This is a genomic window from Glaciecola sp. 2405UD65-10 (assembly GCF_048820975.1).
In the GTDB taxonomy this organism is placed as follows: domain Bacteria; phylum Pseudomonadota; class Gammaproteobacteria; order Enterobacterales; family Alteromonadaceae; genus Glaciecola.
The window spans coordinates 165,656-190,251 of the sequence record NZ_JBMEUF010000002.1; the positions used below are offsets into that span (position 1 = coordinate 165,656).

The 24,596-nt window shown below is 41.6% G+C and carries 21 protein-coding genes; 16 read left to right on the forward strand and 5 right to left on the reverse strand.

The window, feature by feature from the left end; all coding sequences use genetic code 11:
• Positions 1-70 precede the first annotated feature (70 nt).
• The 6 genes from argC to argA are packed head-to-tail and all read left to right on the forward strand — an operon-like array spanning position 71 to position 6,805.
• Positions 71-1,084 (forward strand): N-acetyl-gamma-glutamyl-phosphate reductase, encoded by a 1,014-nt coding sequence (argC, locus tag ACOI22_RS12865; RefSeq protein WP_420672521.1) that lies wholly within the window; start codon positions 71-73, stop codon positions 1,082-1,084.
• Between the two features lie 2 nt (positions 1,085-1,086).
• Positions 1,087-1,920 (forward strand): acetylglutamate kinase, encoded by an 834-nt coding sequence (gene argB / locus ACOI22_RS12870; RefSeq protein WP_420672522.1) that lies wholly within the window; start codon positions 1,087-1,089, stop codon positions 1,918-1,920.
• Positions 1,921-1,937: 17 nt separating this feature from the next.
• Positions 1,938-2,867 carry an ornithine carbamoyltransferase gene (locus ACOI22_RS12875; RefSeq protein WP_420672523.1) on the forward strand — a complete coding sequence of 310 codons (930 nt, stop codon included), beginning with the start codon at positions 1,938-1,940 and terminating at the stop codon, positions 2,865-2,867.
• A gap of 9 nt (positions 2,868-2,876) precedes the next feature.
• The gene (locus ACOI22_RS12880) at positions 2,877-4,085 is read left to right on the forward strand and encodes an argininosuccinate synthase (protein ID WP_420672524.1); all 1,209 of its coding nucleotides are present in this window, start codon (positions 2,877-2,879) and stop codon (positions 4,083-4,085) included.
• A gap of 4 nt (positions 4,086-4,089) precedes the next feature.
• On the forward strand, positions 4,090-5,478 hold the full coding sequence (gene argH / locus ACOI22_RS12885; protein ID WP_420672525.1) for an argininosuccinate lyase: 1,389 nt from the start codon (positions 4,090-4,092) through the stop codon (positions 5,476-5,478).
• 19 nt (positions 5,479-5,497) lie between these two features.
• Positions 5,498-6,805: an amino-acid N-acetyltransferase gene (gene argA, locus ACOI22_RS12890; protein ID WP_420672526.1), complete on the forward strand. Its 1,308-nt coding sequence runs from the start codon at positions 5,498-5,500 to the stop codon at positions 6,803-6,805.
• 61 nt (positions 6,806-6,866) lie between these two features.
• On the opposite strand, the gene ACOI22_RS12895 is transcribed toward argA, so the two are convergent.
• Complete coding sequence (locus ACOI22_RS12895) at positions 6,867-8,561, reverse strand: NAD-dependent malic enzyme (RefSeq protein WP_420672527.1); 1,695 nt, start codon at positions 8,559-8,561, stop codon at positions 6,867-6,869.
• Between the two features lie 27 nt (positions 8,562-8,588).
• Complete coding sequence (locus tag ACOI22_RS12900) at positions 8,589-11,312, reverse strand: penicillin-binding protein 1A (RefSeq protein ID WP_420672528.1); 2,724 nt, start codon at positions 11,310-11,312, stop codon at positions 8,589-8,591.
• Positions 11,313-11,452: 140 nt separating this feature from the next.
• Between ACOI22_RS12900 and pilM the strand changes: the two genes are divergently transcribed.
• The 10 genes from pilM (at position 11,453) to ACOI22_RS12950 (ending at position 22,790) form a co-directional block, all read left to right on the forward strand.
• Positions 11,453-12,523 carry a type IV pilus biogenesis protein PilM gene (gene pilM / locus ACOI22_RS12905; protein WP_420672529.1) on the forward strand — a complete coding sequence of 357 codons (1,071 nt, stop codon included), beginning with the start codon at positions 11,453-11,455 and terminating at the stop codon, positions 12,521-12,523.
• The gene (locus tag ACOI22_RS12910; RefSeq protein WP_420672530.1) at positions 12,511-13,095 is read left to right on the forward strand and encodes a PilN domain-containing protein; all 585 of its coding nucleotides are present in this window, start codon (positions 12,511-12,513) and stop codon (positions 13,093-13,095) included. The genes pilM and ACOI22_RS12910 overlap by 13 nt, the downstream gene beginning before the upstream one ends.
• Positions 13,096-13,100: 5 nt before the next feature.
• A complete protein-coding gene (locus tag ACOI22_RS12915) occupies positions 13,101-13,694 on the forward strand; it encodes a type 4a pilus biogenesis protein PilO (RefSeq protein ID WP_420672531.1) in 594 nt (197 codons plus the stop codon).
• A complete protein-coding gene (locus ACOI22_RS12920) occupies positions 13,691-14,233 on the forward strand; it encodes a pilus assembly protein PilP (RefSeq protein ID WP_420672532.1) in 543 nt (180 codons plus the stop codon). The genes ACOI22_RS12915 and ACOI22_RS12920 overlap by 4 nt, the downstream gene beginning before the upstream one ends.
• Positions 14,226-15,983, forward strand: coding sequence for a type IV pilus secretin PilQ (locus tag ACOI22_RS12925; RefSeq protein WP_420672533.1), 1,758 nt, complete (start codon positions 14,226-14,228; stop codon positions 15,981-15,983). The genes ACOI22_RS12920 and ACOI22_RS12925 overlap by 8 nt, the downstream gene beginning before the upstream one ends.
• A 253-nt stretch (positions 15,984-16,236) precedes the next feature.
• Entirely contained in the window at positions 16,237-16,752 is a 516-nt protein-coding gene (gene aroK / locus ACOI22_RS12930; protein WP_420672980.1) for a shikimate kinase AroK, read from the forward strand.
• Between the two features lie 21 nt (positions 16,753-16,773).
• Positions 16,774-17,847, forward strand: a complete 1,074-nt coding sequence (gene aroB / locus ACOI22_RS12935) for a 3-dehydroquinate synthase (protein WP_420672534.1) — start codon at positions 16,774-16,776, stop codon at positions 17,845-17,847.
• Positions 17,848-17,958: 111 nt separating this feature from the next.
• The gene (locus ACOI22_RS12940; protein WP_420672535.1) at positions 17,959-19,308 is read left to right on the forward strand and encodes an SPOR domain-containing protein; all 1,350 of its coding nucleotides are present in this window, start codon (positions 17,959-17,961) and stop codon (positions 19,306-19,308) included.
• Positions 19,262-20,140, forward strand: coding sequence for a Dam family site-specific DNA-(adenine-N6)-methyltransferase (locus ACOI22_RS12945; protein ID WP_420672536.1), 879 nt, complete (start codon positions 19,262-19,264; stop codon positions 20,138-20,140). Before ACOI22_RS12940 ends, ACOI22_RS12945 begins: the two co-directional genes overlap by 47 nt.
• A gap of 235 nt (positions 20,141-20,375) precedes the next feature.
• Complete coding sequence (locus ACOI22_RS12950) at positions 20,376-22,790, forward strand: putative bifunctional diguanylate cyclase/phosphodiesterase (RefSeq protein ID WP_420672537.1); 2,415 nt, start codon at positions 20,376-20,378, stop codon at positions 22,788-22,790.
• Positions 22,791-22,818: 28 nt separating this feature from the next.
• Here ACOI22_RS12950 and ACOI22_RS12955 read toward each other — a convergent pair whose 3' ends face one another.
• The 3 genes from ACOI22_RS12955 to ACOI22_RS12965 all read right to left on the reverse strand — a co-directional run bounded on the left by ACOI22_RS12955 (position 22,819) and on the right by ACOI22_RS12965 (position 24,188).
• Entirely contained in the window at positions 22,819-23,007 is a 189-nt protein-coding gene (locus ACOI22_RS12955) for a DUF2970 domain-containing protein (protein ID WP_420672538.1), read from the reverse strand.
• A gap of 47 nt (positions 23,008-23,054) precedes the next feature.
• On the reverse strand, positions 23,055-23,393 hold the full coding sequence (locus tag ACOI22_RS12960) for a hypothetical protein (protein WP_420672539.1): 339 nt from the start codon (positions 23,391-23,393) through the stop codon (positions 23,055-23,057).
• Positions 23,394-23,498: 105 nt separating this feature from the next.
• On the reverse strand, positions 23,499-24,188 hold the full coding sequence (locus tag ACOI22_RS12965; protein ID WP_420672540.1) for a TorF family putative porin: 690 nt from the start codon (positions 24,186-24,188) through the stop codon (positions 23,499-23,501).
• Positions 24,189-24,596 lie beyond the last annotated feature (408 nt).

Genomic DNA, 24,596 nt, shown 5'->3' on the forward strand with positions numbered 1-24,596 from the left:
AAGTATATACTCGACGTTGCCAGCCACTTTTTTGAGAAAGATAAAACGAGAACTGTTGTAAGATTACATTATGAAAAAAACATGTATTGTAGGCGCCAGTGGATACACTGGCGCTGAGCTAATTAAAATTATTTCACGTCACCCACAACTAAACTTGGAAACTTGTTTTGTATCAGATGGGAGCCAATATGCTGGAAAGTCGGCCAGTGAAGTTCACCCTGAACTTCAATTTATATGCGACCTTCCTTTAGTTGAATTAACACCTGAAAAACTCGCGTCAATAAAAGATGATTTTGATATTGTCTTTTTAGCTACCCCCCATGAATTTAGTCATGACAAATTGCCTAGCATGTTAGGCGCTAGAGCCAAAGTATTTGATTTGTCGGGCGCGTATCGCTTACAAAACACCGCTGATTTTGCACATTTTTATGGCTTTGCACACTTACACCCAAATAGTCTATCGAAGGCAGTTTATGGCTTGGCTGAATGGTACGAGAGCGATATTGCAAACGCGGCATTTGTTGCAGTACCTGGTTGCTATCCTACCGCATCATTATTAGCCCTTAAGCCTTTGCTAGAAAACAACTTGCTTAATACCGCTCATTTGCCAGTAATTAACGCAACAAGCGGGGTTAGTGGTGCAGGTAAGAAAGCGTCTATGACCTCTAGCTTTTACGAAGTGAGTTTACAAGCTTATGGTGTGTTAAGTCATAGACATACGCCTGAAATAGAAGCTTACGCTAACAACCCTGTTATCTTTACTCCTCATTTAGGTGCCTTTAAACGCGGAATTTTGGCTACGCTTACCGCATTTACAAACAGCAATGTAAGCGAACAAGATATTCAACAGGCCTATGAAAAGGCTTATAAAAATAGTCCGCTCATTCGCCTGCGAAATACCATGCCTAAAGTTGATCAAGTTACAAATACGCCATTTTGCGATATAGGTTTCGCTTATGACCCAGCTAAAAAATGCATTGTAGTTACAAGCGCCATTGATAACCTTTTAAAAGGCGCATCTTCGCAAGCCATACAGTGCTGTAATATTGCTTTAGGCATTGATCAAACCACAGGTTTGTTATAAACATGAGCAAAATGAATAAAAATCCTAAAACCAGCGATATATTGCCAATAGTCATTAAAGTAGGCGGTAGCTTTTTTAACGAACTCAGCCAAGCTGGCGCTAGCAATGGCGCAAAAGTGTTATTGCAAACAATTGCCGAATTGCAAAAACAAGGCAAGCCAGTAGTGCTAATCCATGGCGGCGGTGAACAAGTATTAAAGCGTTTAGATGCTTTGGGGATTGTAAGCGAGAAGAAAGATGGCCTTCGCGTGAGCCCTGATGCTCATATGCCCATTGTAACAAGCGTACTTGCTGGTGAGCTGAATAAGCAATTAGTCGCAACCTGCGCTTCTTTTGGCATAAATGCGGTAGGTATAAGCCTAGCCGATGGTAATATTGCACAGTGTATTGAACACGCAGCAGATATTGGTGCGGTTGGCGTTCCCACCGCCCAAAGTGCCGATTTACTCAATGCAATAATGAGCGTCAATATGGTGCCAATAGTGGCATCAATTGGTAAAGATAATGATGGTCGTTTATATAATGTTAATGCTGACCATGCCGCCATTTGTATCGCTGAATTATTGCAAACAAAATTGTACTTTTTTGCCGATGTTCAAGGCGTACTTGATGCAAACAAACAACTAATAGCTGTGTTAAACCATACTTTGAGCGAATCTTTAATTGCAGATAAGGTGATTACTGACGGAATGCTTGTTAAAGTAAAGGCCGCTCAAGACGCAGCAAATAAAATAAATAATTCTGTAATTATTGCCAGTTGGTCTAACGCCCGTGAAATTCTGTTAGAACATAAACCGCTTGGCACTCAAATATTACCTGCTTCTGCAGACAAATAATTCCCAAGGACAAAATTGTGCACTCAAACTTACTCAGTTTCAAAGATTGGGCTAGCGAAGACGCTACTAGCCTTTTAAAATTTGCTATAGCGCTTAAAAGCGCCCCTGAAAACTTTGGCAAACCCCTTGAAGGCAAATCCATTGTTGCCCTATTCGAAAAGCCCTCATTGCGCACCCGCGTTAGCTTCGACATAGGCATCAATAAACTTGGTGGACACATGGTATATGTTGACAGCCAAGGCGAACCAATGGAAAAACGCGAAGACCCAATTGATGTAGGCGCCAATATAAGCCAGTGGGCCGATGCCATTGTGGCTAGAGTTTTCAAACACAGTACCTTAGAGAAATTAGCGCAAGGTGCTTCTGTGCCCGTAATTAATGCGCTATGTGATATGTATCATCCATGCCAAGCACTTGCTGACTACATCACCATGCACGAAGCTCTTGGCGAAATTAAAGGCAAAACCCTTGCCTATATTGGTGATGGCAACAACGTCGCGCATTCACTCTTAATACTTGGCGTGCTTTTAGGGTGTCATCAGGTTGTGATCACACCGAAGGGTTATGAAATAGATCCGAATATTGCGCAATTGGTGTCTACATTAGCGAGTGAAAATGGGGTTAACTTTACTATTAGCAACCACATGGAAGAACTTGGTCAAGTTGATGTTATTTATACTGACACTTGGTTATCAATGGGTGACAATACGCCACTATCTGACATTAAAAACAAATTTATGCCGTATCAGGTAAATAGGGCGCTGATGCAAACAAGCCAAGCAAAGTTTGTTATGCATTGCCAGCCAGCCCATCGCGATTTAGAAATTACGGGAGAGTTAATGGATTCTCCTGAATCATTATTAATGCAACAAGCAGGGAACCGCATGCATTCACAAAATGCCATTCTTTGCTATTTGCTTACCAATATAGATATTACTCAGATTTAGGAACTAAAGATGTCAAAGATTAAAAAAGTAGTACTGGCCTATTCAGGCGGCCTCGACACCAGCGCCATTGTACCTTGGTTAAAAGAAAACTATGGCTGTGAAGTAGTTGCCTTTGCTGCCGATGTAGGCCAAGGCGAAGAAGAACTTGTTGGTTTAGAAGAGAAAGCCCTTGCATCAGGCGCAAGTGAGTGCCACATAGTTGACTTAAAAGATGAATTCGTTAGTGAGTTTATTTATCCAACGATTCAAACCGGTGCTGTGTACGAAGACGAATATCTATTAGGTACGTCTATGGCTCGCCCTATTATTGCGCGAGCACAGGTTGAAATTGCCCGTAAAGTAGGTGCCGACGCACTTAGCCATGGCTGTACCGGAAAAGGAAATGACCAAGTAAGATTTGAAGGTGCTTTTGCTGCCCTTGCTCCTGACCTTCCTGTAATTGCGCCATGGCGCGAATGGGATATGGTTTCGCGCGAAGACTTACTTGATTACCTTGCGAGCCGTAATATCCCTACCACCGCTTCAGCCACCAAAATTTATAGCCGTGATGCAAACGCTTGGCATATTTCACATGAAGGGGGCGAACTAGAAGACCCATGGAACGCACCTACTAAGAAAATTTGGACCATGACGGTTGACCCAGAAGATGCGCCAGATAAACCTGAAACCGTAAGTGTGAAGTTTGAAAATGGGCGCTTAACCACAGTAAATGGCGCACAAGTTAGCCCTTATGAAGCGCTTGTTCAACTAAACGAGATTGGTGCTGCCCATGGTGTAGGCCGAATTGATATAGTTGAAAACAGACTAGTAGGCATGAAGTCTCGCGGTTGTTACGAAACGCCGGGCGGAACCTTAATGATGAAAGCATATAAAGCACTAGAGTGTTTAGTGTTAGACAAATCAGCCTTCAAATTCCGTGAGCAAATTGGCCTTGAGTACGCCCACGTAATGTACGATGGCCGTTATTTTACGGCGTTAAACGATGCCCTACTTGCAAGTGCAAATACCTTTGCGCAGCTAGTAACGGGTGAAGTAGTGATAAAACTGTATAAAGGCAACGCCACAGTAGTGCAGCGTAAATCTCCAAATAGCTTATATTCAGAAGACTTCGCTACCTTTGGCGCAGATGACGTGTATGACCAATCTCATGCTGAAGGCTTTATTCGTTTATTTAGCTTGTCTAGCAGAATAAGTTACATCAATAAGCAGAAGGGTTAAGACTATGGCGTTATGGGGTGGTCGATTTAAAAGTGGTAGCAGTGACATGTTCAAGCAGGTAAACGACTCCCTGCCCTTCGATCATGTGATGGCCGTTGAAGATATTTTCGGCTCAATAATATGGTCGCGCGCATTAAAAAATGCAGGCGTACTAAACGAAGACGAACAAAGCCAAATTGAAACCGTGTTAGGCAATTTAAAAACCCAAGCTGAAGAAGGTAACATCGACTTTAGTGAATCGCCTGAAGAAGATATTCATAGCTTTGTTGAAGCCTACTTAACGAAGGAGTTAGGTGATTTAGGGCGCAAACTTCACACAGGTCGAAGCAGAAATGACCAGGTAGCCACTGACTTTCGTTTATGGGTTCGCAACCATTTAGGTGAAATTAGACAAGATTGCATCAACTTAATTGGTGCGTTGTTGCAATGCGCTAACCGCCACGAAAGCGCTGTAATTCCAGGGTATACCCATTTACAACGAGCTCAGCCGGTGTATTTTGCGCATTGGAGCTTAGCCTATGTAGAAATGCTTAAGCGTGACTTAAGCCGAATTGATGATTTGCTTGCTCGAATGAACCAATGCCCACTTGGCTCAGGTGCGCTTGCTGGCACAACGTTCGCAGTAGATAGGCAACAAATTGCAGAATCTTTGGGGTTTTCCTCACCTTGTTTGAATAGTTTAGATGCAGTGTCTGACCGTGACTTCGTATTAGAAATGTTATTCGTGGCAAGCACTAGCATGATGCACTTATCACGCATGGCTGAAGATCTGATTTTCTACAATTCTGGTGAAGCTGGCTTTCTACAATTAGGCGATGATGTAACGTCTGGTTCATCATTAATGCCGCAAAAGAAAAACCCTGATGCGCTTGAATTAATGCGCGGTAAATGCGGCCGTGTGTTTGGTCATTTGCAGGGTTTGCTAGTAACTATGAAAGGTTTGCCATTAGCTTACAACAAAGACATGCAAGAAGACAAAGAAGGCGCAATTGATACCGCAAATCAGTGGCATATATGCCTATGTATTGCAGTAGAAGTGCTCAATAGTATGTCATTAAATGAAGAGGCTTGTCGCAAAGCGGCTCAGCAAGGTTATGCAAATGCCACAGAGTTAGCTGACTATTTAGTGGCTAAAAATATTCCATTTAGAACAGCGCACGATATTGCAGGGCAAGCAGTAGTAGCGGCTATTGAAAAAGGCTTGGCGCTTGAAGATATGGAAATAAGCGATCTACAAAGCATACATAAAGACATTGATAGCGATGTTTATGAATGCTTACAGTTAGAATCGGTACTTAATAAGCGCGACCAACTTGGCGGCACAAGTAAACAAACTGTCACAAAAGCCTTGTACATTGAACTCGAAAACTGGGATGCCTTAAAACGCAGTTAACCAAAGGTAAACAACCTGTATGACCCTTACTCATGAAGATAGTATTAGGCTATTTAGAAACTCAACGCCTTACATTAATGCTCACAGAGGTAAAACCTTTGTCATTATGTTTGGTGGAGAGGCAGTTGAAAGTGACAACTTTGAGCGATTAATACAAGATATTGCACTTCTGCATAGCCTAGGCATCCGTATTATTATTGTGCACGGTGCCCGCCCACAAATTGATGAGCGCCTTGCACTTCGTGATATTAAGGGTCAATTCGTAGATGGTTTACGCATTACCAACAAACCAACCTTAGAATGCGTAAAAGATGCCGCGGGTTCTTTGCGTAGCCAAATTGAAGCTTTACTCACGCTTGGTTTACCCAACTCACCTATGCACGGTGCTCGTATTCGAGTGTGCTCAGGCAACTTAGTAATAGCCAAGCCGCTAGGCGTTCGAAACGGCATTGATTTTGAACACACTGGCAGTGTGCGCAGAATAGATATTGAGGGCATTCAAGATCAGCTTGAAGATGGGTCGATTGTATTGCTTTCCCCTATGGGTTACTCACCCACCGGCGAAGTATTCAACCTGTCACATGAAGATGTGGCCACCCAAGCGGCTATAGCGCTTAGTGCAGATAAAATCATTACTATGTCAAACCTTGACGGTATATATAGAAATGATGATCTTATTAGAACAATGCAATTAGATCATATTCAAACTCTCATTTCAGAAAACGCCATTTCAGCAGAAAGTACCTGCTTAAGCGCTATGATTGACTCAGTGCAAGCCGGTATTGATAGAGCGCATTGCGTTAGCTACCACCAAGATGGCGCGTTGTTAAAAGAGCTGTTTACACGCGATGGTTGCGGAAGCTTACTTATGCAAACTCATTATGAACAATTACGCTCGGCAACTATCGACGACGTTGGTGGCATAATGAAGCTAATTAAGCCATTAGAGGAAAGTGGCGTGTTGTTGCCGCGCTCAAGAGATAAGCTTGAAAATGATATTGACCAATATGTTGTTATTGAGCGCGATGGCATGATTATCGCGTGTGCTGCGCTGTTTATATTTGCAAATGATCACATGGGCGAAATTGCATGTGTAGCCACACACCGTGATTACCGTGGCAAAAGTCGCGGCGAGCGTTTGTTGGAAAACCTTAAAGATAAGGCCATAGCCAATAAGCTAAAGAAAATATTCGTACTTACCACAGTAACGAGCCATTGGTTTTTAGAGCAGGGATTTGAAGAGCAGAGCATTCAAGACTTACCAGAGTCAAAGAAAGACATGTATAACTTCACACGAAACTCAAAGGTCTTTATGTTGGCTATTTGATGGATTGGCGAACAAATTACCACTGGGTATATTTGTTCGCGGCCATTAGCTCACTAGCGTGTTACCAACTCACACGCTTATAAGGTCTATATTCAGCCTTCCAAAAATTACTTTCAATTTTAGCCAATAAGACTTCATCAGATACCGTTAAAGCAAGCTCCTGTGCCATGGCTACTTTAGCCACTGCAAACGCGATTTTACGTGAAAGTTCGCTTATCTCCGTTAAACGTGGCAGTAAGTATTCAGAAGTGCCGTTTGCTAAAGGCGATGCATCGGCCAATGCGTTACTGGCGGCCATAAGCATTTCGTCACTGATTAATTGCGCTTTACTGGCAATCACGCCTAGCCCAATGCCCGGAAATATATAACTGTTGTTGCACTGCGCAATAGGGTAATGCACGCCTTCATACACTACCTTGTCAAAGGGCGAGCCTGTAGCAATAACTACCTTACCTTTTGTCCACTCTATTACTTGCTCTGGTCGCGCTTCTACTTGGCGAGATGGATTACTCAAAGGAAATATAATAGGCGTTTCGCAGTGTTTAGCCATGCTCGTAACAACCAACTCTGTAAACAAGCCTGGCTGGCCTGATACGCCAATGAGGATATCAGGCTTTGCGCAATTAACGGCATCTAGCAATGAAGGGTACTCACCGGAATAAGACCAATCATTTATACTTTCTTTGCTTTGTGCCAATTTTGCTTGGAAGTCTCTTAATCCTTCCATACCCTCGGTTAACAGACCGTAACGGTCTATCATAAATACACGTTCACGTGATTGCGCTTCACTTAAACCTTCAAACATCATTTGCTGAATCAACATTTCAGCAATGCCGCAGCCAGCTGACCCAGCTCCAACAAACACGACTTTCATATTAGAAAGCTTATCGCCTCGCGCTTTACATGCGGCTAAAATTGTCCCCAAGGTAACCGCTGCAGTGCCTTGAATATCATCGTTAAAACAACACACTTGATCTCGATATTTATTAAGAAGCGGCATTGCATTAGGTTGCGCGAAATCTTCAAATTGGATCATTGCTTCTGGCCAACGCTCTTTTGCTTCTCGAATGAATGTATCTAAGAACTCATTATATTGCTCTTGTTCTATTCTTGGATGACGCGCTCCCATATACATAGGGTCGTCTAATAGCTTTTGATTGTTAGTGCCCACGTCAAGCATAACCGGCAAGGTGTAGGCTGGGCTAATACCACCACAAGCGGTATAAAGCGAAAGCTTACCAATAGGAATGCCCATGCCGCCAATACCTTGATCACCTAGTCCTAATATTCGCTCACCATCAGTGACTACTATCACGCGCACTTTACGCTTCGTTGCATTTCGCAATATATCTTGCATTAAATGTCGTTCTTCATAGCTTATAAATAAGCCTCTTGAAGAACGATAAATATCAGAAAAACGCTCACAGGCTTCACCCACGGTTGGGGTGTAAATTATAGGCATCATCTCTTCAATGTGCTTTTGCAACAAGCTGTAAAACAACGTTTCGTTGTTGTCTTGAATAGCCCGCAAAAATATATGTTTATTCAATGGGCTTTCAAATGAAGAATACTGCAAGTAGGCTCTATCAACCTGTTCCTCAATAGTTTCATATCGAGGCGGAACTAAACCTAATAAATTAAATGATTTTCGTTCTCTTTCAGTAAATGCACTGCCTTTATTTAACAAAGGCGTTTCCAGTAGTGCTGGTCCAGAATAATGAGTGTAAAGGTGACGCTGTGTATCGCTAGCTGACATGTTAGGCCTATGCAATGTAGTGAAAGATTAAAATAATTCTTCTAACTCAGGTTCTTGCTGTTCATTCTCTTCTATCGGTAATTCTAAAGAATTTTGTAACACAAAAGTAGTTGGCTCAGTACCTTTTATAAAATACTCAAACATAGATGATGCATCGGTACGCCTAGTTAGCTTGCCAGTTGCTCTATCTATTCTAACTCGAACAATGTTGTCTGGTATCGCTTTAGCGCCTTGTTCTACGTCAGCCAAAACATCTTGCATGAAGTAAATCCACGCAGGTTGTGCGGCTTTAGCGCCATCTTCGGCACCAATCAAACCATTTCCAATCCAGTTAAATTTCTTCGGCTTTTTGTTCACAATATTTTGATTACGAGTAGCTCTCCCCAATTGACGCACGTTGTCATCAAAGCCTACCCAAGATGTTGCAACTAAATCAGGTGCAAAGCCACTAAACCATGTGTCACGAGAATCGTTCGTTGTACCGGTTTTCCCGCCGATGTCAGTTCGCTGCAAAATATTTCTTGCACGCCAACCCGTTCCCAACCAATACGTTTTATTGTTCCAATTACCGTTAGCACGCACCGCCGTTCGCATCATATCGGCTATAAGAAAGGCGGTTTGCTCTGAAATTACACGAGGTGCCGACTTCATTGGGCCAAGTTTCGCCTGCGTATCCTCCAGCTCGCTTTCAGCTGCTGTACTTTGGTCAAACTGAGCCGCCAACATTGCTTCAAGGTCTATTGATTCTGTCCCTTCATTGTTGGCCTTGTTCTCGCTTGCGACTTTATGCCCTTTGCGATCGAGCCCTTCACATGGATCACAGGCATATAGTGGGTCAGCCTGCCAAACAAGCTCACCTGTAGCGGTTTCAATACGCTGAACAAAATAAGGTCTTATGCCATATCCACCATTAGCAATACTGGCTAAGGCTGTAGCCACTTCAATGGGTGTATGGGCTCCCGATCCAAGCGACATAGTTTCATCTAATGGAATATCATCACGCTCAAATCCGAACTTACTTAAATAATCTTTCGCATTTCTTAAACCTACACCTCGAAGTAATCTAACTGACACTACGTTTTTAGATTTACCTAATGCCACTCGCATACGAATGGGTCCATCGTATATGGCTGGTGAATTTTGTGGACGCCAAGCAACGCCTGATGACGCATCCCATTGATTAATTGGCGCATCATTTATAATAGAAGCCACGGTGTAACCGTTATCAAGTGCTGAAGCATATATAAACGGTTTAATATTCGACCCCACTTGGCGTTTTGCTTGCGTGGCTCGGTTAAATTGGCTGTGATAGAAGCTATAGCCCCCCACTACTGCTTCAACGGCTCCATCGAATGGATTTAAAGCAACGAAAGCACTTGATGCATCGGGAAATTGCGATAGCTGCCATGCACCTTTATCCTCATTATAACGCACATATACCGCCATACCCTCTTGTACAATATCAGAGGCTTCTTTCGGATCTGGACCTTGAGCTTGGTCGCTAATATAAGGGCGCGCCCAATCTAAACCGTCCCACTCAATATCAAGTGTTTCATTTGTAGCCGTAAGCACTGTGATACTTTGCTCTTTAACACGAAGCACGGCGGCAGGAATAAGGCGGCCTATTATTTCTATTGATTGTAAACGCTTAAGTAACTCATCGGGCTCAGGCTGTGCAAACTCTCCCTGCATTTCTACAATTTCACTTGCCTGTGCTGGGCTCAACGGTAAATCATATCCTTTCTTTTCCAGAGCTTGAGCATCAAGAGGCGTCCAAATTTTTTCTAATGGCCCTCGAAAGCCGTGCCGTTCATCGTAGTCGTGAAGGTTACGCACAAGCGCTTTTTGCGCGGCTATTTGCTTGTTAGAAATGGCGCTGGTATACACCTTAAATCCACTCGTTTCGGCAATTTCTTTACCGTATATAGAAACCATCTCACTGTAGGCGATGTCAGCTAAGTAGGGTGCGTCTAAATCAATTTCAGCACCATGTTTTTTAGCCGTAACTGGCGCACTTGCGGCTTCATCAAACTGTTCTCGAGTAATGTAACCCTCATCAAGCATACGCAGCAAAACAATGCGTCTTCGTTCTACGGATAAATCTGGGCGGGTAATAGGGTTCAATACTGACGGACGCTGGGGTAAACCAGCCAGTGTCGCTATTTGTGCTAAATTGAGTTCTTGCAAACTTTTACCGTAATAGACCTGTGCGGCGGCCCCCACACCAAAAGAGCGATGGCCTAACTCAACCTTATTCAGGTATAGCTCAAGAATTTCCTCTTTACTTAATTCTTGTTCCATTTTAAGCGCTATGAATACCTCTTTGATTTTTCGAGAGTATTCTTTTTTTCGGGTCAATCCAAAAAAACCACGAGCCAACTGCATGGTCAAAGTACTTGCACCTTGGCCTTTTTCTCCCGTAATCACCAAATTCATTACTGCGCGCATTACACCAATTGGGTCTACACCCACATGATCATAAAATCGGCTATCTTCGGTAGCAATCAAAGCCTGAACCAAGGTCTCGGGGACTTCATCTAAGGAAACGGGTATTCTTCGTTTTACACCATATTGGGAAATCAATTTCCCATCTTGAGTATAAATTCGCATAGGCGTTTGCAGTTGTACATCACGTAGTACATCAACACTAGGAAGGTCGTCTTTAAAGTAATAATACATCCCAACAACAGATGCTATACCAATAAGCGTACCTACAATAAAAATAATAATCAGGAATTTTAGAAACTTCACAGGTGTTCTAGATCTCAGTAAAAAAAGAAAAAACTACTTAAATTTTATACGTATGTGTCGTTAACAGAAACATACCACAATAAATATCTCAGTATTATGTGCGGCATATGATACTGGAAACCACATTAGGCTACCATGATATGAAGTCGCTTTTTTCAAAAAAGGCAAAAACAACAATTGGTTTAGACATTGGCACGAAGTATGTGAAAGCCGTTAGCTTAGATCTAACAGACACACACACCGCTGTTACGGGTTTCGCGTGCGAGCCCATTATAGGCACTGCATTTGCTGAGCGAGATTTAAAAGATTTTGACGCGGTAAGTAAAGCCCTTAAAAAAGTAAAGCTAGCGCTTAAATCAAATAATAAAGCTTGCGCGCTTGCCGTTTCGGGATCATCCGTTATTAGCAAACTCGTTTACATGGAGCCTGACCAATCTGACTTCGAACTTGAAGGTCAAATTGAATTAGAAGCCGATAGCCTCATACCTTATCCATTAAGTGAAGTGTATTTGGATTTTCAGGAATTAAGAGTAAGCGAAAGCCACGCTGGAAAAGTAGAAGTATTGCTAAGCGCGGCACACAGAGATTTGGTTGATAGCCGCATTACCGTTGTGCGTGAAGCCCCGTTTGACCCTGTAATTATAGATATTGAGTCAAATGCCTTAGGTGATGCGTTTCTTAATTATCGCCCTAAAGACGCCAGCCCGCACGATATACTTTGCTGCGTAAATGTAGGCGCAAGTTTATTGCAACTTTCAGTTACCCAAGGAAATGAAGTTATTTATGCAAAAGAACATGCTTTTGGATTAAATAAACTCATCCAAGACTTGTCACTCATATATGGTATTGACGTACCCGAAGTAGAGGCACAAATAGCAAACAACCTTGCCCCTAAAGAATGGTTCGTTGAGTCAGTAGCTAGCTTTTACGCCAGTTTACAACAACATATTCAGCGCTCATTGCAAATGTACGCTGCCACTACTCACAAGCCCATGCCAAGCACAATTTATATTGCAGGCGGCTTAGCGCGTTTACCAAATATATGCCTAGAACTTGAAAAAGAACTTTCAATAGATGTGAAGTTATTTAACCCATTTAAGGGTATAGAAATTGAAAATGACCTAAACGAAGAACAACTGGCCAGCATGGGGCCGCAACTAGCCATTGCATTTGGACTTGCTACAAGGACGCTTGAAACATGGCAAAAATAAATCTACTACCTTGGCGAGAGAGCCTAAGACAAACACAGAAAAAGCGCTACATAGGCTCGCTGATTGCGGTATCAGTTGCGGTTTTGGCGGTATTTTGGATAGCGGGACAAGTATTTGACCAGCAAATTCGAAATCAAAACTCTAGAAACAACTATTTGAAACAGCAAATAGAAGTACTCGATCGTCAAATTGCGCAAATTCAAGAAATCAATACCGCCAAAGAAGCCATTAGCATTCGTATGTCGCTCATTAAGCAATTGCAAATTAGCCGAAACCTTACCCCTATTATTTTTGACGAGTTAGCGAATATTGTGCCTACGGGCGTATCGTTTAACAAAATGAGTCGAATGGACAACGAAATTAAAATTATAGGCACAAGTGAATCCAACAATCGCTTATCAAGTTTCATGCGCGCATTAGAGGACTCAAAAGTATTTATTGATCCGGTTCTTTCATCAATTGTGGCTGACAAATCAGGCAGCAATGCTATGAGTGATTACGAACTCACCTTTTCTATTTCACCTTTGTATGGCCCGGTTGAAGTAGCAAGCCAGCCAGAAAACACAAGGTAGTCAGTATGAATTTTGACTTTAACAAACTGAAAGAGATTAATGAGCTAGATTTTGAGCAAGTGGCTATTTGGCCTCGCGAAATTAAAATTGTTGTAGGCCTTGTTTGCGCTTTGATTGTTTCGGGCGTGTGTTACTACGCAATTATTTCAAGCAAGATTCCTTTGCTTGCCAGCGCTAATAATGAAGAAGTGCAATTGCGCCAAACCTTTGAAGCTAAATATAGAGTTGCCGTTAATTTAAAAGCTTACGAAGAACAGCTTAGCCGCATTAAGAAAGATTTTTCTTCTATGCTCAAGTCGCTTCCCACGAGCAACGAAACCCCCGGCTTACTTGATGACGTTACCTTTGTTGGTACTGATGCAGGGCTGTCTTTTAAACTTTTAAACTGGCAAAACGAAATTCCAAAAGAGTTTTACACCGAACTGCCGATACAGTTAGAAGTGAGCGGAAATTATCATGAGTTTGGTCAGTTTGCGTCGAATGTCGCCAACTTGCCTAGGATTGTCACCTTACACGATTTTGATATTAGCATGAAAGATGAGCAGTTAATGCTGCGCATGCAAGCTAAGACTTATCGCGCAGAAAACACGGAGCAATGATCGTGAGAGTTGTAGTTATAGCGGTTTTATCACTTTTGCTTAGTGCCTGTGGCTCTAACATTGATGACTTAATTTTGTATACACAGCAAGTAAGAGCAAATACTCAAGTGAGTATAGAACCATACCCTGAGTTTAAAGCTTTACCTAACGTAAGTTACGGGGCGGCCGATTTAAGAAGTCCGTTTCAACGCTCTATTCGCGCCGCAAATGAAGCGCCCGAACAGCAGCAAACGAACTGTCCACAAATAAATTTGAATAGGCCAAAACAGGGACTCGAAAAATACGGGCTTGATGCCCTAACCATGACAGGGGTGTTTACTAGCAATGGAAGAAAATATGCACTAATTAGCGCCAATGATGGCAGTTTGCACAAAGTTACTCGAAACAGTTATTTAGGGTTATTCCACGGTCGCGTTAAGCAGATTACGAATAAAGAAATTTTGATCACAGAAATGCTACCTGATGGCGCAGGATGCTATAAGAGCAAAGATACCACATTAATCATGTCGTCTTTGTTAGGGGAAAGAAACGATGTCTAAACAGTATATATTTAACACCGAATTAAACACACGTAAGCCGCATTGGCTACTGCTGCTTGTGTTTGCTCTGAGCGTCCTGACTTTTGGTGTAGTTGCCAAGCAAGACAAAGTAGACTTTGTTGATCCTAGCGGGGTAACAGAATCAACATTGTCGTACCAATTGTCGGCCATTGATTTTAATCGCGACGCTTCTGGTGCCAATATTATAATTGACTTTGAATCGGGACACCCATCGGTTTCTTATATTGAAGCTGAGGGAAAATTAAATATAAGTTTTGATAAAACACAATTAAATGATGACCAATACGTAGAAATAGATGTAAGCCAGTTCGGCACCTTTGTAAATAAACTCGAGACCTTTCAAGAAGGTGACACTAGCCGCCTAGAAGTAAAGTATTCTGGCGTGGTAAAGGTGAAGAAAAGCGCACAAGATAATCAAGTCATTATTTCACTTAGCCCTCTTAGCAAGGAACAAGTGAAAGACAGCCAAGGCAGCATCTATACAGGTAAACCTATAAGCCTAGACTTTCAAGATGTTCCTGTTCGCCAAGTACTGCAAATTATTGCTCAAGTAAATGGTTTTAATTTGGTTACCACCGACACCGTAAGTGGCAACGTTACTATTAGCTTAAGCGGAGTCCCTTGGGACCAAGCCCTAGACATGATTTTAAAAATTAGGGGGTTAGACCAACGCCTAGAAGGCAATATTTTATTGATTGCGCCTAGCGAAGAATTGGCCGCAAGGGAAGCCCAAGTTCTGCAATCTAAACAACAGGTCCAAAACCTAGCAGACTTAGTTTCTGCCAATATTGCAATTAACTATGCCAAAGCGCTTCCTATGTCTGAGATTCTGCAATCGCCCCAAGGTGGAATATTATCTCCCCGCGGCAGCGTAAGTGTAGATGAACGTACAAATACTTTGCTTATTCGTGATACCCAGGCATCAATAGATGAAGCTAGAAAAATAATTAAGGCCCTTGATATTCCAGTGCGCCAAGTACTTATTGAATCAAGAATGGTAACGGTTCGTGACAACGTAGATGAACAACTAGGGGTGCGCTGGGGATTCACTAGCAACTCAGCTGATGGAGCAACATCGGGAAGCCTTGAAGGTGCTGATATTACTAACGGTGGCTTGGTGCCCTCAGACATAAGTGAACGATTAAACGTAAATTTACCCGTAAGTAATCCGGCAGGCAGAATAGGCTTTCAGATTGCAAGTTTAGTCGATGGCAATATTCTAGATTTGGAGTTAAGTGCTTTAGAATCGGAAAATAAGGGTGAAATTATAGCTAGCCCGCGCATAACCGTAGCTAATCAGCAAGAAGCATACATTGAGCAAGGTACTGAAATACCATACGTGCAAGCAACTTCTAGCGGAGCAACTTCTGTAGAATTTAAAAAGGCGGTGTTAAGTTTACGCGTTACGCCACACATTACGCCTGATAATCGCATTATTCTAAATTTAGTAGTGACTCAAGATACTCGCGGCGAAACTGTATCGACTTCAACGGGCCCTGCTGTTGCTATTGATACTCAGGAAATTAGCACACAAGTATTGGTTGAAAATGGCGAAACCATAGTACTAGGTGGTATTTTTCAACAAATTAGTACAAACGACGCAAGTAAAGTCCCTTTATTCGGTGATTTACCGGTGGTGGGTAAGTTATTTAGCACCACTTCAACCGTAGAAGAAAAGCGTGAACTGCTAATATTCGTTACACCTAAAATAATTATGGCTAATATGTAAGCTAGCATTTTATGCTATATCACTGATAATTATGCAAAAAGGTCGCTCATGCGGCCTTTTTTTATAATCCCCCAAAAGCAATTTGCTTACAGGGCTTGCAAATGTACTGTGATAATTGAGATAATCCCGCGTCTCGATTTTAACGCGAGGAAGAAAACGCTCATAACAGCTCCCGCCTGTTATGGTTTTTGTTGGCCCAAAAATAAACGAATAGGCGCCAACACAACTAACAAAAGATGTGATTAAAACAAATATGGCAGAGAAACGTAACGTATTCCTTGTAGGGCCAATGGGCGCTGGTAAAAGTACCATAGGTCGACATCTCGCGGACGAACTGCACCTTGAATTTTTTGATTCAGACCAGGAAATAGAACGCAGAACGGGTGCTGATATTGCCTGGATCTTTGATTTAGAAGGTGAAGACGGCTTCCGTAAACGTGAAGAAACAATTATTCATGACCTAACCGACAAGCAAGGTATTGTTTTGGCTACCGGTGGCGGCTCAGTTGTTTCTAAAGCGGTTCGCAACAGATTGTCAGCAAGAGGAATTGTAGTATATCTTCAAACTACAATTGATAAACAAGTAGCAAGAACACAACGCGACAAACGTCGCCCATTGCTACAAAAAGATGATCCTGAAACAGTATTAACGTCATTAGCAGAAGAACGTAACCCTTTGTATGAAGAAGTTGCCGACTACGTAATAGATACTGACGAGCAAAGCGCTCGTGCTGTTGCCAATCAAATTATTAGCAAAATAGGTTTATAATAACTGTAAAGGAATATTACTATGCCAAGCATACAAGTTGACCTTGGTGAACGTAGTTACCCTATTGCAATAGAAGCCGGCAGCTTTAATGAAGCCGGCTTTTTGTTATCTGCAATAAAGGGCTCGCAAGTTGTAATTGTGAGTAATGACGTCGTTGCCCCGCTTTATCTTGAACAATTAAAATCACTATTAGCTGAATCCAATAAAACAATTCACACGGTGATACTACCTGACGGCGAATCGCATAAAACTTTAGCGAGTTTTGAGCAGGTTATGGGTCAACTTTTAGAGAAGAGGATTTCTAGAGATGCATGCCTAATTGCTTTAGGCGGTGGCGTAATTGGTGATTTAACAGGGTTTGTGGCAGCTTGTTATCAACGTGGCGTAGACTTCATTCAAATTCCTACCACTTTGTTATCTCAAGTAGACTCTTCTGTAGGCGGAAAAACTGCGGTTAATCACCCGCTTGGAAAGAACATGATTGGTGCGTTTTATCAGCCCAAAGCAGTGTTAATAGATCCCTTGAGCTTAAATACCCTAGCCGATGCGGAATTTGCAGCAGGCATGGCCGAAGTCATCAAATATGGCATTATTTACGATGCTGATTTTTTCCAGTGGTTGGTAGATAATCAAGCGGGTATTGCGGCCAAACAGCAAGACCTACTAAGTCATATGATAGGGGTGTGCTGTCAAATAAAAGCCGATATAGTGAACCAAGACGAAAAAGAACATGGCATTAGAGCTTTGCTTAATTTAGGCCATACTTTTGGCCACGCCATTGAAGCTGAAATGGGCTATGGTACTTGGCTACACGGTGAAGCGGTTGCCACTGGCATGGTGCTTGCTTGCAAGCTAGCTGTTATGCGCCAACAAATGCAAGTGTCAGAATTACGTCAGGTTGAGAAGTTACTAACATACTTCAATTTACCCATCAGTGGGCCTGAAAATATGCATGCTGAGCACTACATTTCACATATGCAGCGCGACAAAAAAGTATTGAGCGGCACCATGCGGTTTATCTTACCTAAAGGTATTGGAAATGCCCATGTTGTGAGCGATGTGACTCATCAGGAACTGAACGAGCTGCTTAATTAAATTAACCTATTAGCTCTTGAGCGGTATTAAAATATAGTGTCTGAACTTCACAATAGACTATCCCATCTTGTGAACTATTCGTCTCAGCTAATTTTTGTTAGCGGCGATTCTGTGTCTGATCAACAGCGTACACTAAATGAATTTCTCGCTCATCAGCAAGAAAATACCGACATTTCATTTTTTAGCGCTAAACAAGAGCAAAACGCAACAGACTACCGTGGAATGATTTGCCGTCAGTTAGGTGGGCATACCGTAGGTAGCTTTGTGCGGCCCCTTAACCAACTTTTAATAGACTTACCATCCGATGATGGGCCTTTTTTAGTTTGCATCACGCAAGCACAGCATTTGAGCAATGATTTTTTGCAAGAGCTGTGGGATTGGGTTATGCATGCTAAGCAATACAACCGTAAACTACACCTCAATATTATTTTATTTGGTAAAAATGATTGGGCACAAGCTTCTCAGGAATGGTTGCCTAGCCAAAATAGTCATAAACCGGTGCTGTTATCTTCTCAATCGCTAGACGCTGTTGGCTTTGATGTAAATGCGCTTGAAGCTTTAATGGCTCAAGACAAAGAATGGTTTTCTGGCTCAGCCTCCCCTATTGTGACCAAAAAATGGTTCATTTCGAGTGTGTTAGCCGTATTTTTGTGTCTTTTTATTGGCATGATAACTTGGCAATACCCTGAAGATATTAGTCGTTTACTTGCAGGCGAAAAAATAGACAATATTGAAGCACCTGCTTTCGACTTACCAGAAGAAGATGTTGAAACGGCTATCTTACCTATTGATGATACATTCGACCAAGTTAGCACTGATGTTAATGAAGTAGTTGTGGTTGAACCGGTACCCGTTACTGAAGATATTTTGGTTAGGTCGTGGCAAAGCGAGAAGCAAACTGAAGCAAGCCAGACAGTCCCCATTGCTTCCACGGCTGAACAACAAGCAATAAATAGCCCACAAGAAGATGCGGGTGATTTCCAAGTTCCAGATATTATTAGCGTGGCGCAATTAGATGAGCGTTTAGGTTCAAGCGTTCAAGATCCTATAGAAACGCCAATTGAAAACGATACTGTTGCCAACATTGAAGACGATATTGAAGACGAACTTGTAAATGAACCCCAATTACCTAGCGAAACAGTTGCAACAACTATTGACTATCGTTTCGATGAAACTACACTATTAGCCTTGCCAAGCGATGCTATCGTTTTGCAATTGTCGGGAATTCAAAATCCGGTAGTGCTTGAAAACTACCTTAATAATAATAATCTGAAAGCAAATACATGGGTTTACGAAACCCAGCGCTATGGTGGGCCTTGGTATGTGGTGGTTTATAATCAGTCATTTGACTCTATTGATGCCGCACTTAACAGGTTATCTAGCTTGCCAGACGACATAAGAGACGCGCAGCCTTTTGCCAAAAGTATCAATCAAATCCAACAAGAAATTAAGCAACGCTAGCGCCGTTACCCCCACGCCGTATAAATCGCCATTAAAGTGGGCCGGTGGAAAACGCCGCTTAGTAAGCAACATTGCACAATGGCTTCCTAAAAAAAGTACGGGCCGGTTTATAGAACCCTTCGTTGGCGGTGGCTCTGTGTTTATTAATTTGCCCTACTCTAATTATCTACTTGTTGATAGTAACCCTGATCTCATTGGTTTGTTTAACGCGCTTAAGTCTAATAAAAACGAGTTTTTGGAACTCGCCGAACCTTTATTTACACCGGAATTTAATCAAGCAGAACAATATTACTCACTTCGCAAAGAATTCAATGACTGTGACAAGGGCCTTAGAAGATACGCGTTATTTATGTATTTGAATCGCCACGGATACAATGGTTTATGCCGATACAACTTAAAGGGTCAATATAACGTTCCTTTTGGTAAGTACAAACGCCCCTATTTTCCAGAGTTAGAAATAAATCGATGCCATCAACAGCTGCAAAATGCGCACTTACAAAGCGGTGATTTCTCGCTGGCATTTGAGCAAGCACAACCTGGCGACATAATTTATTGCGATCCCCCCTATTTCCCACTTGGCGAAACCGCTTCTTTTACTGCGTACTCAGGTGTGGCCTTCTCATTTGATGATCAGCAACGTCTTGCATTACTGGCTGAAGACGCCCAAATGAAGGGAGTTACAACGGTTATATCCAATCACCACCTTCCCGCTACGCTTTCACTGTACCAAAATGCGAATAAAATTGTTCCGCTTAAGGTATCACGAACAATTAGCTGTAAAGGCAGCGTTAGAAAACCAATTAAAGAACTTCTTGCGATCTACAAAGCGTAATTTACCACTAATAAAAATGTTCTAAGGGTCGATACACATACTAAGATTACGCAGTTGTTATTACATAATAAAGGTATAAACTAGTACCTACGCATGTAAAACGGTTAATTAGCTAAGTATAAGAGAACACTCATTAAATGGCTTACAACCCTGACTCAGAATTTAATTCTAAGATCAATTTGTTGCATTACGCGTCTATTTGCTACTTTGGCAAATACAGGGCGAGTTCGTGTATATGATTAATATAAACGGCTTGCTAGCGAAAATGTTAATAATGGTTATGTTAGTAGCTGTTATAGCTTTAGGCGCCTCTTATACCTTTGTTAATATACAGCAGAAACAAACATTCAAGTCTAATATAGACGACATCAAAACAAGCCATCAACAATCCGCAAGTGTTCTTTTTCAGCGCCATTTAGAAGAGCAAGTTTTATCTGCTGAAGAAATAGTAATGCTCAGCGGCATTACGAACATGCCATCAGCAAAACTTAAAAACTATTTCAGCGAAATTTGGCCACGCATACAACTTAGTTTTATGCTCTCTTCAATGTCATTTTCAAACGGTGAACAACGCTACGATTACGGCCGCTTTCCTGACACTGAAATGCAATTTATGCATGATGAAGCAACGGCAACGTTAACCCCGCAATCAGGCATTATCTGTCATATCATTTGCGAACTTACCTCAACCATTCCTGTTAGCATTCAAGATGAACGCTGGTCATTCTCTTTGTTATCAAACATAGGTCCATCCATCATATTTCTAAGTTACGTGGTGGGCAGTGATATAGGTATAGTGTCAAACTCCCAAGCGGTCTCAAGCCAAAACATGACACTGTCACGCTATGTGATTGAATTTATGACTGGGACTGAAAAAAACGTTTTACTAATGGAAACAGAACTTTCCGAAAAACAACTCGAAAAATTAGAAAATGGTGGTTTGCAAATCACCACCGCAGACCGAGATTATTATGTTTGGTTTGAGAAAATTAAAGGCATTGGTACTGATATTAATTTATTGATGATTCGTGATATTTCTAATCTTTTAGTGCATCAAAATAATCAAAAGCAACAAGTTATCGTAATATTTGCGACCCTGACCTTCGGCATATTGTTGTTTTTAACCTTGTTCACCATCATTCCTATTTCTAAAATAAATCAGCTCAAGCGTGCTATTAAACTAATAGGTGCAAAAGAGTACAACATTGCGCGCTATCGGCTTGGCAAACCTAGTAATTCATTATTTGCCGATGAACTCCATGAGCTTGAAGATGAGTTTAGGCACGCAATTGACGTACTTGAAACCTACGAGCAACAACTTAATACCTCGCAAAAACGTTTGATAAGACAAGCCACCGTTGATGGTATCACCGGGCTGTATACACGTAACGTGCTCGTAGAAGATTTAGATAGCATGAACAGTGAAAAGCACATTCATGAAGTGGCTATTTTCTTCTTAGATTTAGATGGCTTTAAACCAGTTAACGATAATCTAGGGCATGAGGCTGGCGACATTATGCTCAAAAAAATAGGGTATCGCTTAAAAGGGGTGGTTAATAAGAGCACCAAAGTGTATCGAATTGGAGGTGATGAGTTTGTTATTTGCTTAAGTAACTTTGCATCCGAGCAAGCTCTACTTAGCACAGCGAACTCACTTGTTGAGCTATTTGCTGCACCATTTCATATATACGATTCAACAATTTCTATTAGTGCCAGTATTGGTATTGCAACGCAGGCATCGGGTTCAATCAATTCTGACGAACTACTCAGATTTGCTGATATCGCAATGTATCAAGCAAAAGAAGATGGCAAAAATAGATATCGCTTCTTCGATGACTCTATGCGCGATAAAGCCCAGCAACGATTTACCATTAAAAACGATTTCCTTGCCGGCTTAGCTGACAACCAGTTATTTTTGGTATTTCAACCCATTGTTAATGCAAAAGACCGCCGAGTAATTAAACTTGAAGCCTTGTGTCGTTGGCACCATCCTGAGCTTGGTTTTATCCCCCCGCCAGTATTTATTGACGTGTTAGAAGAAAGCGAAAATATGAATACTTTGTTTGATTGGATTGTAGATGCCGTTCTTGAAGAGTTACTTTATTTAGACTCCATTGGCTTAGACGACATAGTTATCTCCGTCAATTTAAGCTCTTCACAATTAGTCAGTAATGATGCACTTCATGTGCTTGCAGGCAAAATTAAGAGCAAGCAAATAGATGCTGCGCGAATTGAGCTAGAAATCACCGAAACCTCACTTATAACCAACTTTTCACAAGCAAAAATTTGGGTAGAAGAAGCCGCAGATTTAGGTTTTAAAGTTGCCATTGATGATTTTGGGGCAGGTTATTCATCTTTATCATATTTAACGGCGTTTCCTTACAATACCGTTAAGCTTGACCGTTCGTTACTTAATAATATTGATAAAGACGCTCGCCAGCAACGTGTGGTTGGCTCACTAACACAAATGCTGCACGGTTTATCTGTACCCATTGTTGCAGAAGGGGCTGAAACTGAAGCACAATTTGAAATGTTAGAAAGGCTAGGTTGTGACTACATACAAGGTTACTTAATTTCTAAGCCCATTCCACATATTGCCTTAGTAGATTTTTTGCAGGAAACGCGTTTACAGGCCGACGAAACACAGTAAGCTCCGTGCAGCTATAATGCATCGCTCATTAGTTTGCACTCACGAGTACTTTCACAAGCATCCATATGGCAAGAACTAACACCACCACCATGATGAAGCCCACTACTACGAAGGGTATTACGGAATTCATATTGGCATCTTTAACATACTGCTCTTGCGTTTGTACGCCAAAGAAGCTCGCCATTACACTTTTAAGAATGCCAAACCACTTACTCATAAATTGCCTTGTATTGTAACTGTGTTGCTTGTGAGGACAACTGCAGGCTAATTATCGCGAGATAAAAGCTCTAGCAAATCTAAATAATGAAAATCAACTGACTCTGAACGTTTAAACAGCCACGTTAACCAGGTCACTTGTTGGTTGTTGCGGTTGCATATAATCATTGGTTGGTCAGTGTCACTTTGCCTAAGGCGCGATTGATGTGTATCTACTATGACTTGATCTTGTAATGCCTGGCTGTTGATACAGGGAGTATTCGCTTGGGTGAAAACAGCACTAATAATGAATACCGTAATGCTGCTAAAAAGTGCGGCAGTAATAAACATCCCTGCAGGAAATTGCTTTCTTGCTGAGCTTTCTGATAATTTTTGCTTATCGTTCATACGCACCATCCTAGTTAGTATATTTAGTGTACACCAAAAATCTCAAATAGCAAAAAGCCAACATAATAATGTTGGCTTTTAATTTCTTGTTTTTGTAATTAGTGCTTAGAAGCTTGTGCCCCAGCTTGCTACAAATTTAAGGTCGCCGTCAGCGAAGCCTTCGTCTTGTGCTTTGCTAATTGAAAAAGTGAAATCACCTTTAGAAATGTCAGCTTGGATGTGCGCGTAGTCGTAATCTGCACCATCATCACCGTCTGAATCAAAAGTGTATAAGCCAGCGCTTAACCCTAGTTCGAATTCATTGCCTAAATCAATGCCGCCGTAGCTTACACTGTAGTATATGTCGCCAGACTCAAAGCCAGCGCCGTCAGGAACTTCACTGTTAACGGTAACTGCTACGCCAAAACCGAAGTTGCCGAAAGCACCATTAAAGTAAACTTCACCGAAGTTAGCATCATCTAATTCAGTATATGCATAATAGATATAACCAACATCGTATGCAAAACCGTCAGTTTCGCCACCGAAACCTAGGTAAAAATCTGTTTCTGTACCGTTAAAGCCTGAGTCAGAGTCGCCTAAAGAGCCTACCCAAGTACCGGCATAAAAGCCGCTTTCGTCTGCGTAGTCTAGGCCACCAGATACAGATGCTGCATCAGCACTTTGGCTTACGCCACGCCAAATGTAGTTAGTGGTAGCACCAATGTTTGCACTAACTTCAGCAAGTGCTACTTGGCTAACGAATAAGCTTGATGATAGAGCTGCTGCTACCAACGATAATTTTGCTAATTTTTTCATGTGTGTTCTCCATACTATAAATTGTTTGTGGATTTTGAATTAAAAATGTTTGTCGTTGATTATTATTATTCTTATTTTCTATTCATCTCACTTACGAGTTAAAGCTCCCTTCAACCCTGCTCGTGGCTTAAGCCCCGTTAGCACCTAGGTAATAGCAAATGCGATGCCAAAAACACTAAAAAAAATCGGAAGCCTCTTCAATTCATTAAAATACAAACACTTAACAAGAAAATCATTAGGCAAGATTGCTATAATTTTGTAAATTTGAAGTGTTAATTGTTGTAAATTTACATATTTTTGCACCTAAATGGCGCATACTCACCAATGTGGCGCATAGGTTTTTAAAAGCCACCATCACATTTTATTTAAAAAGCTTTTTATACTCACTATTAAAATACGGTAGACTTG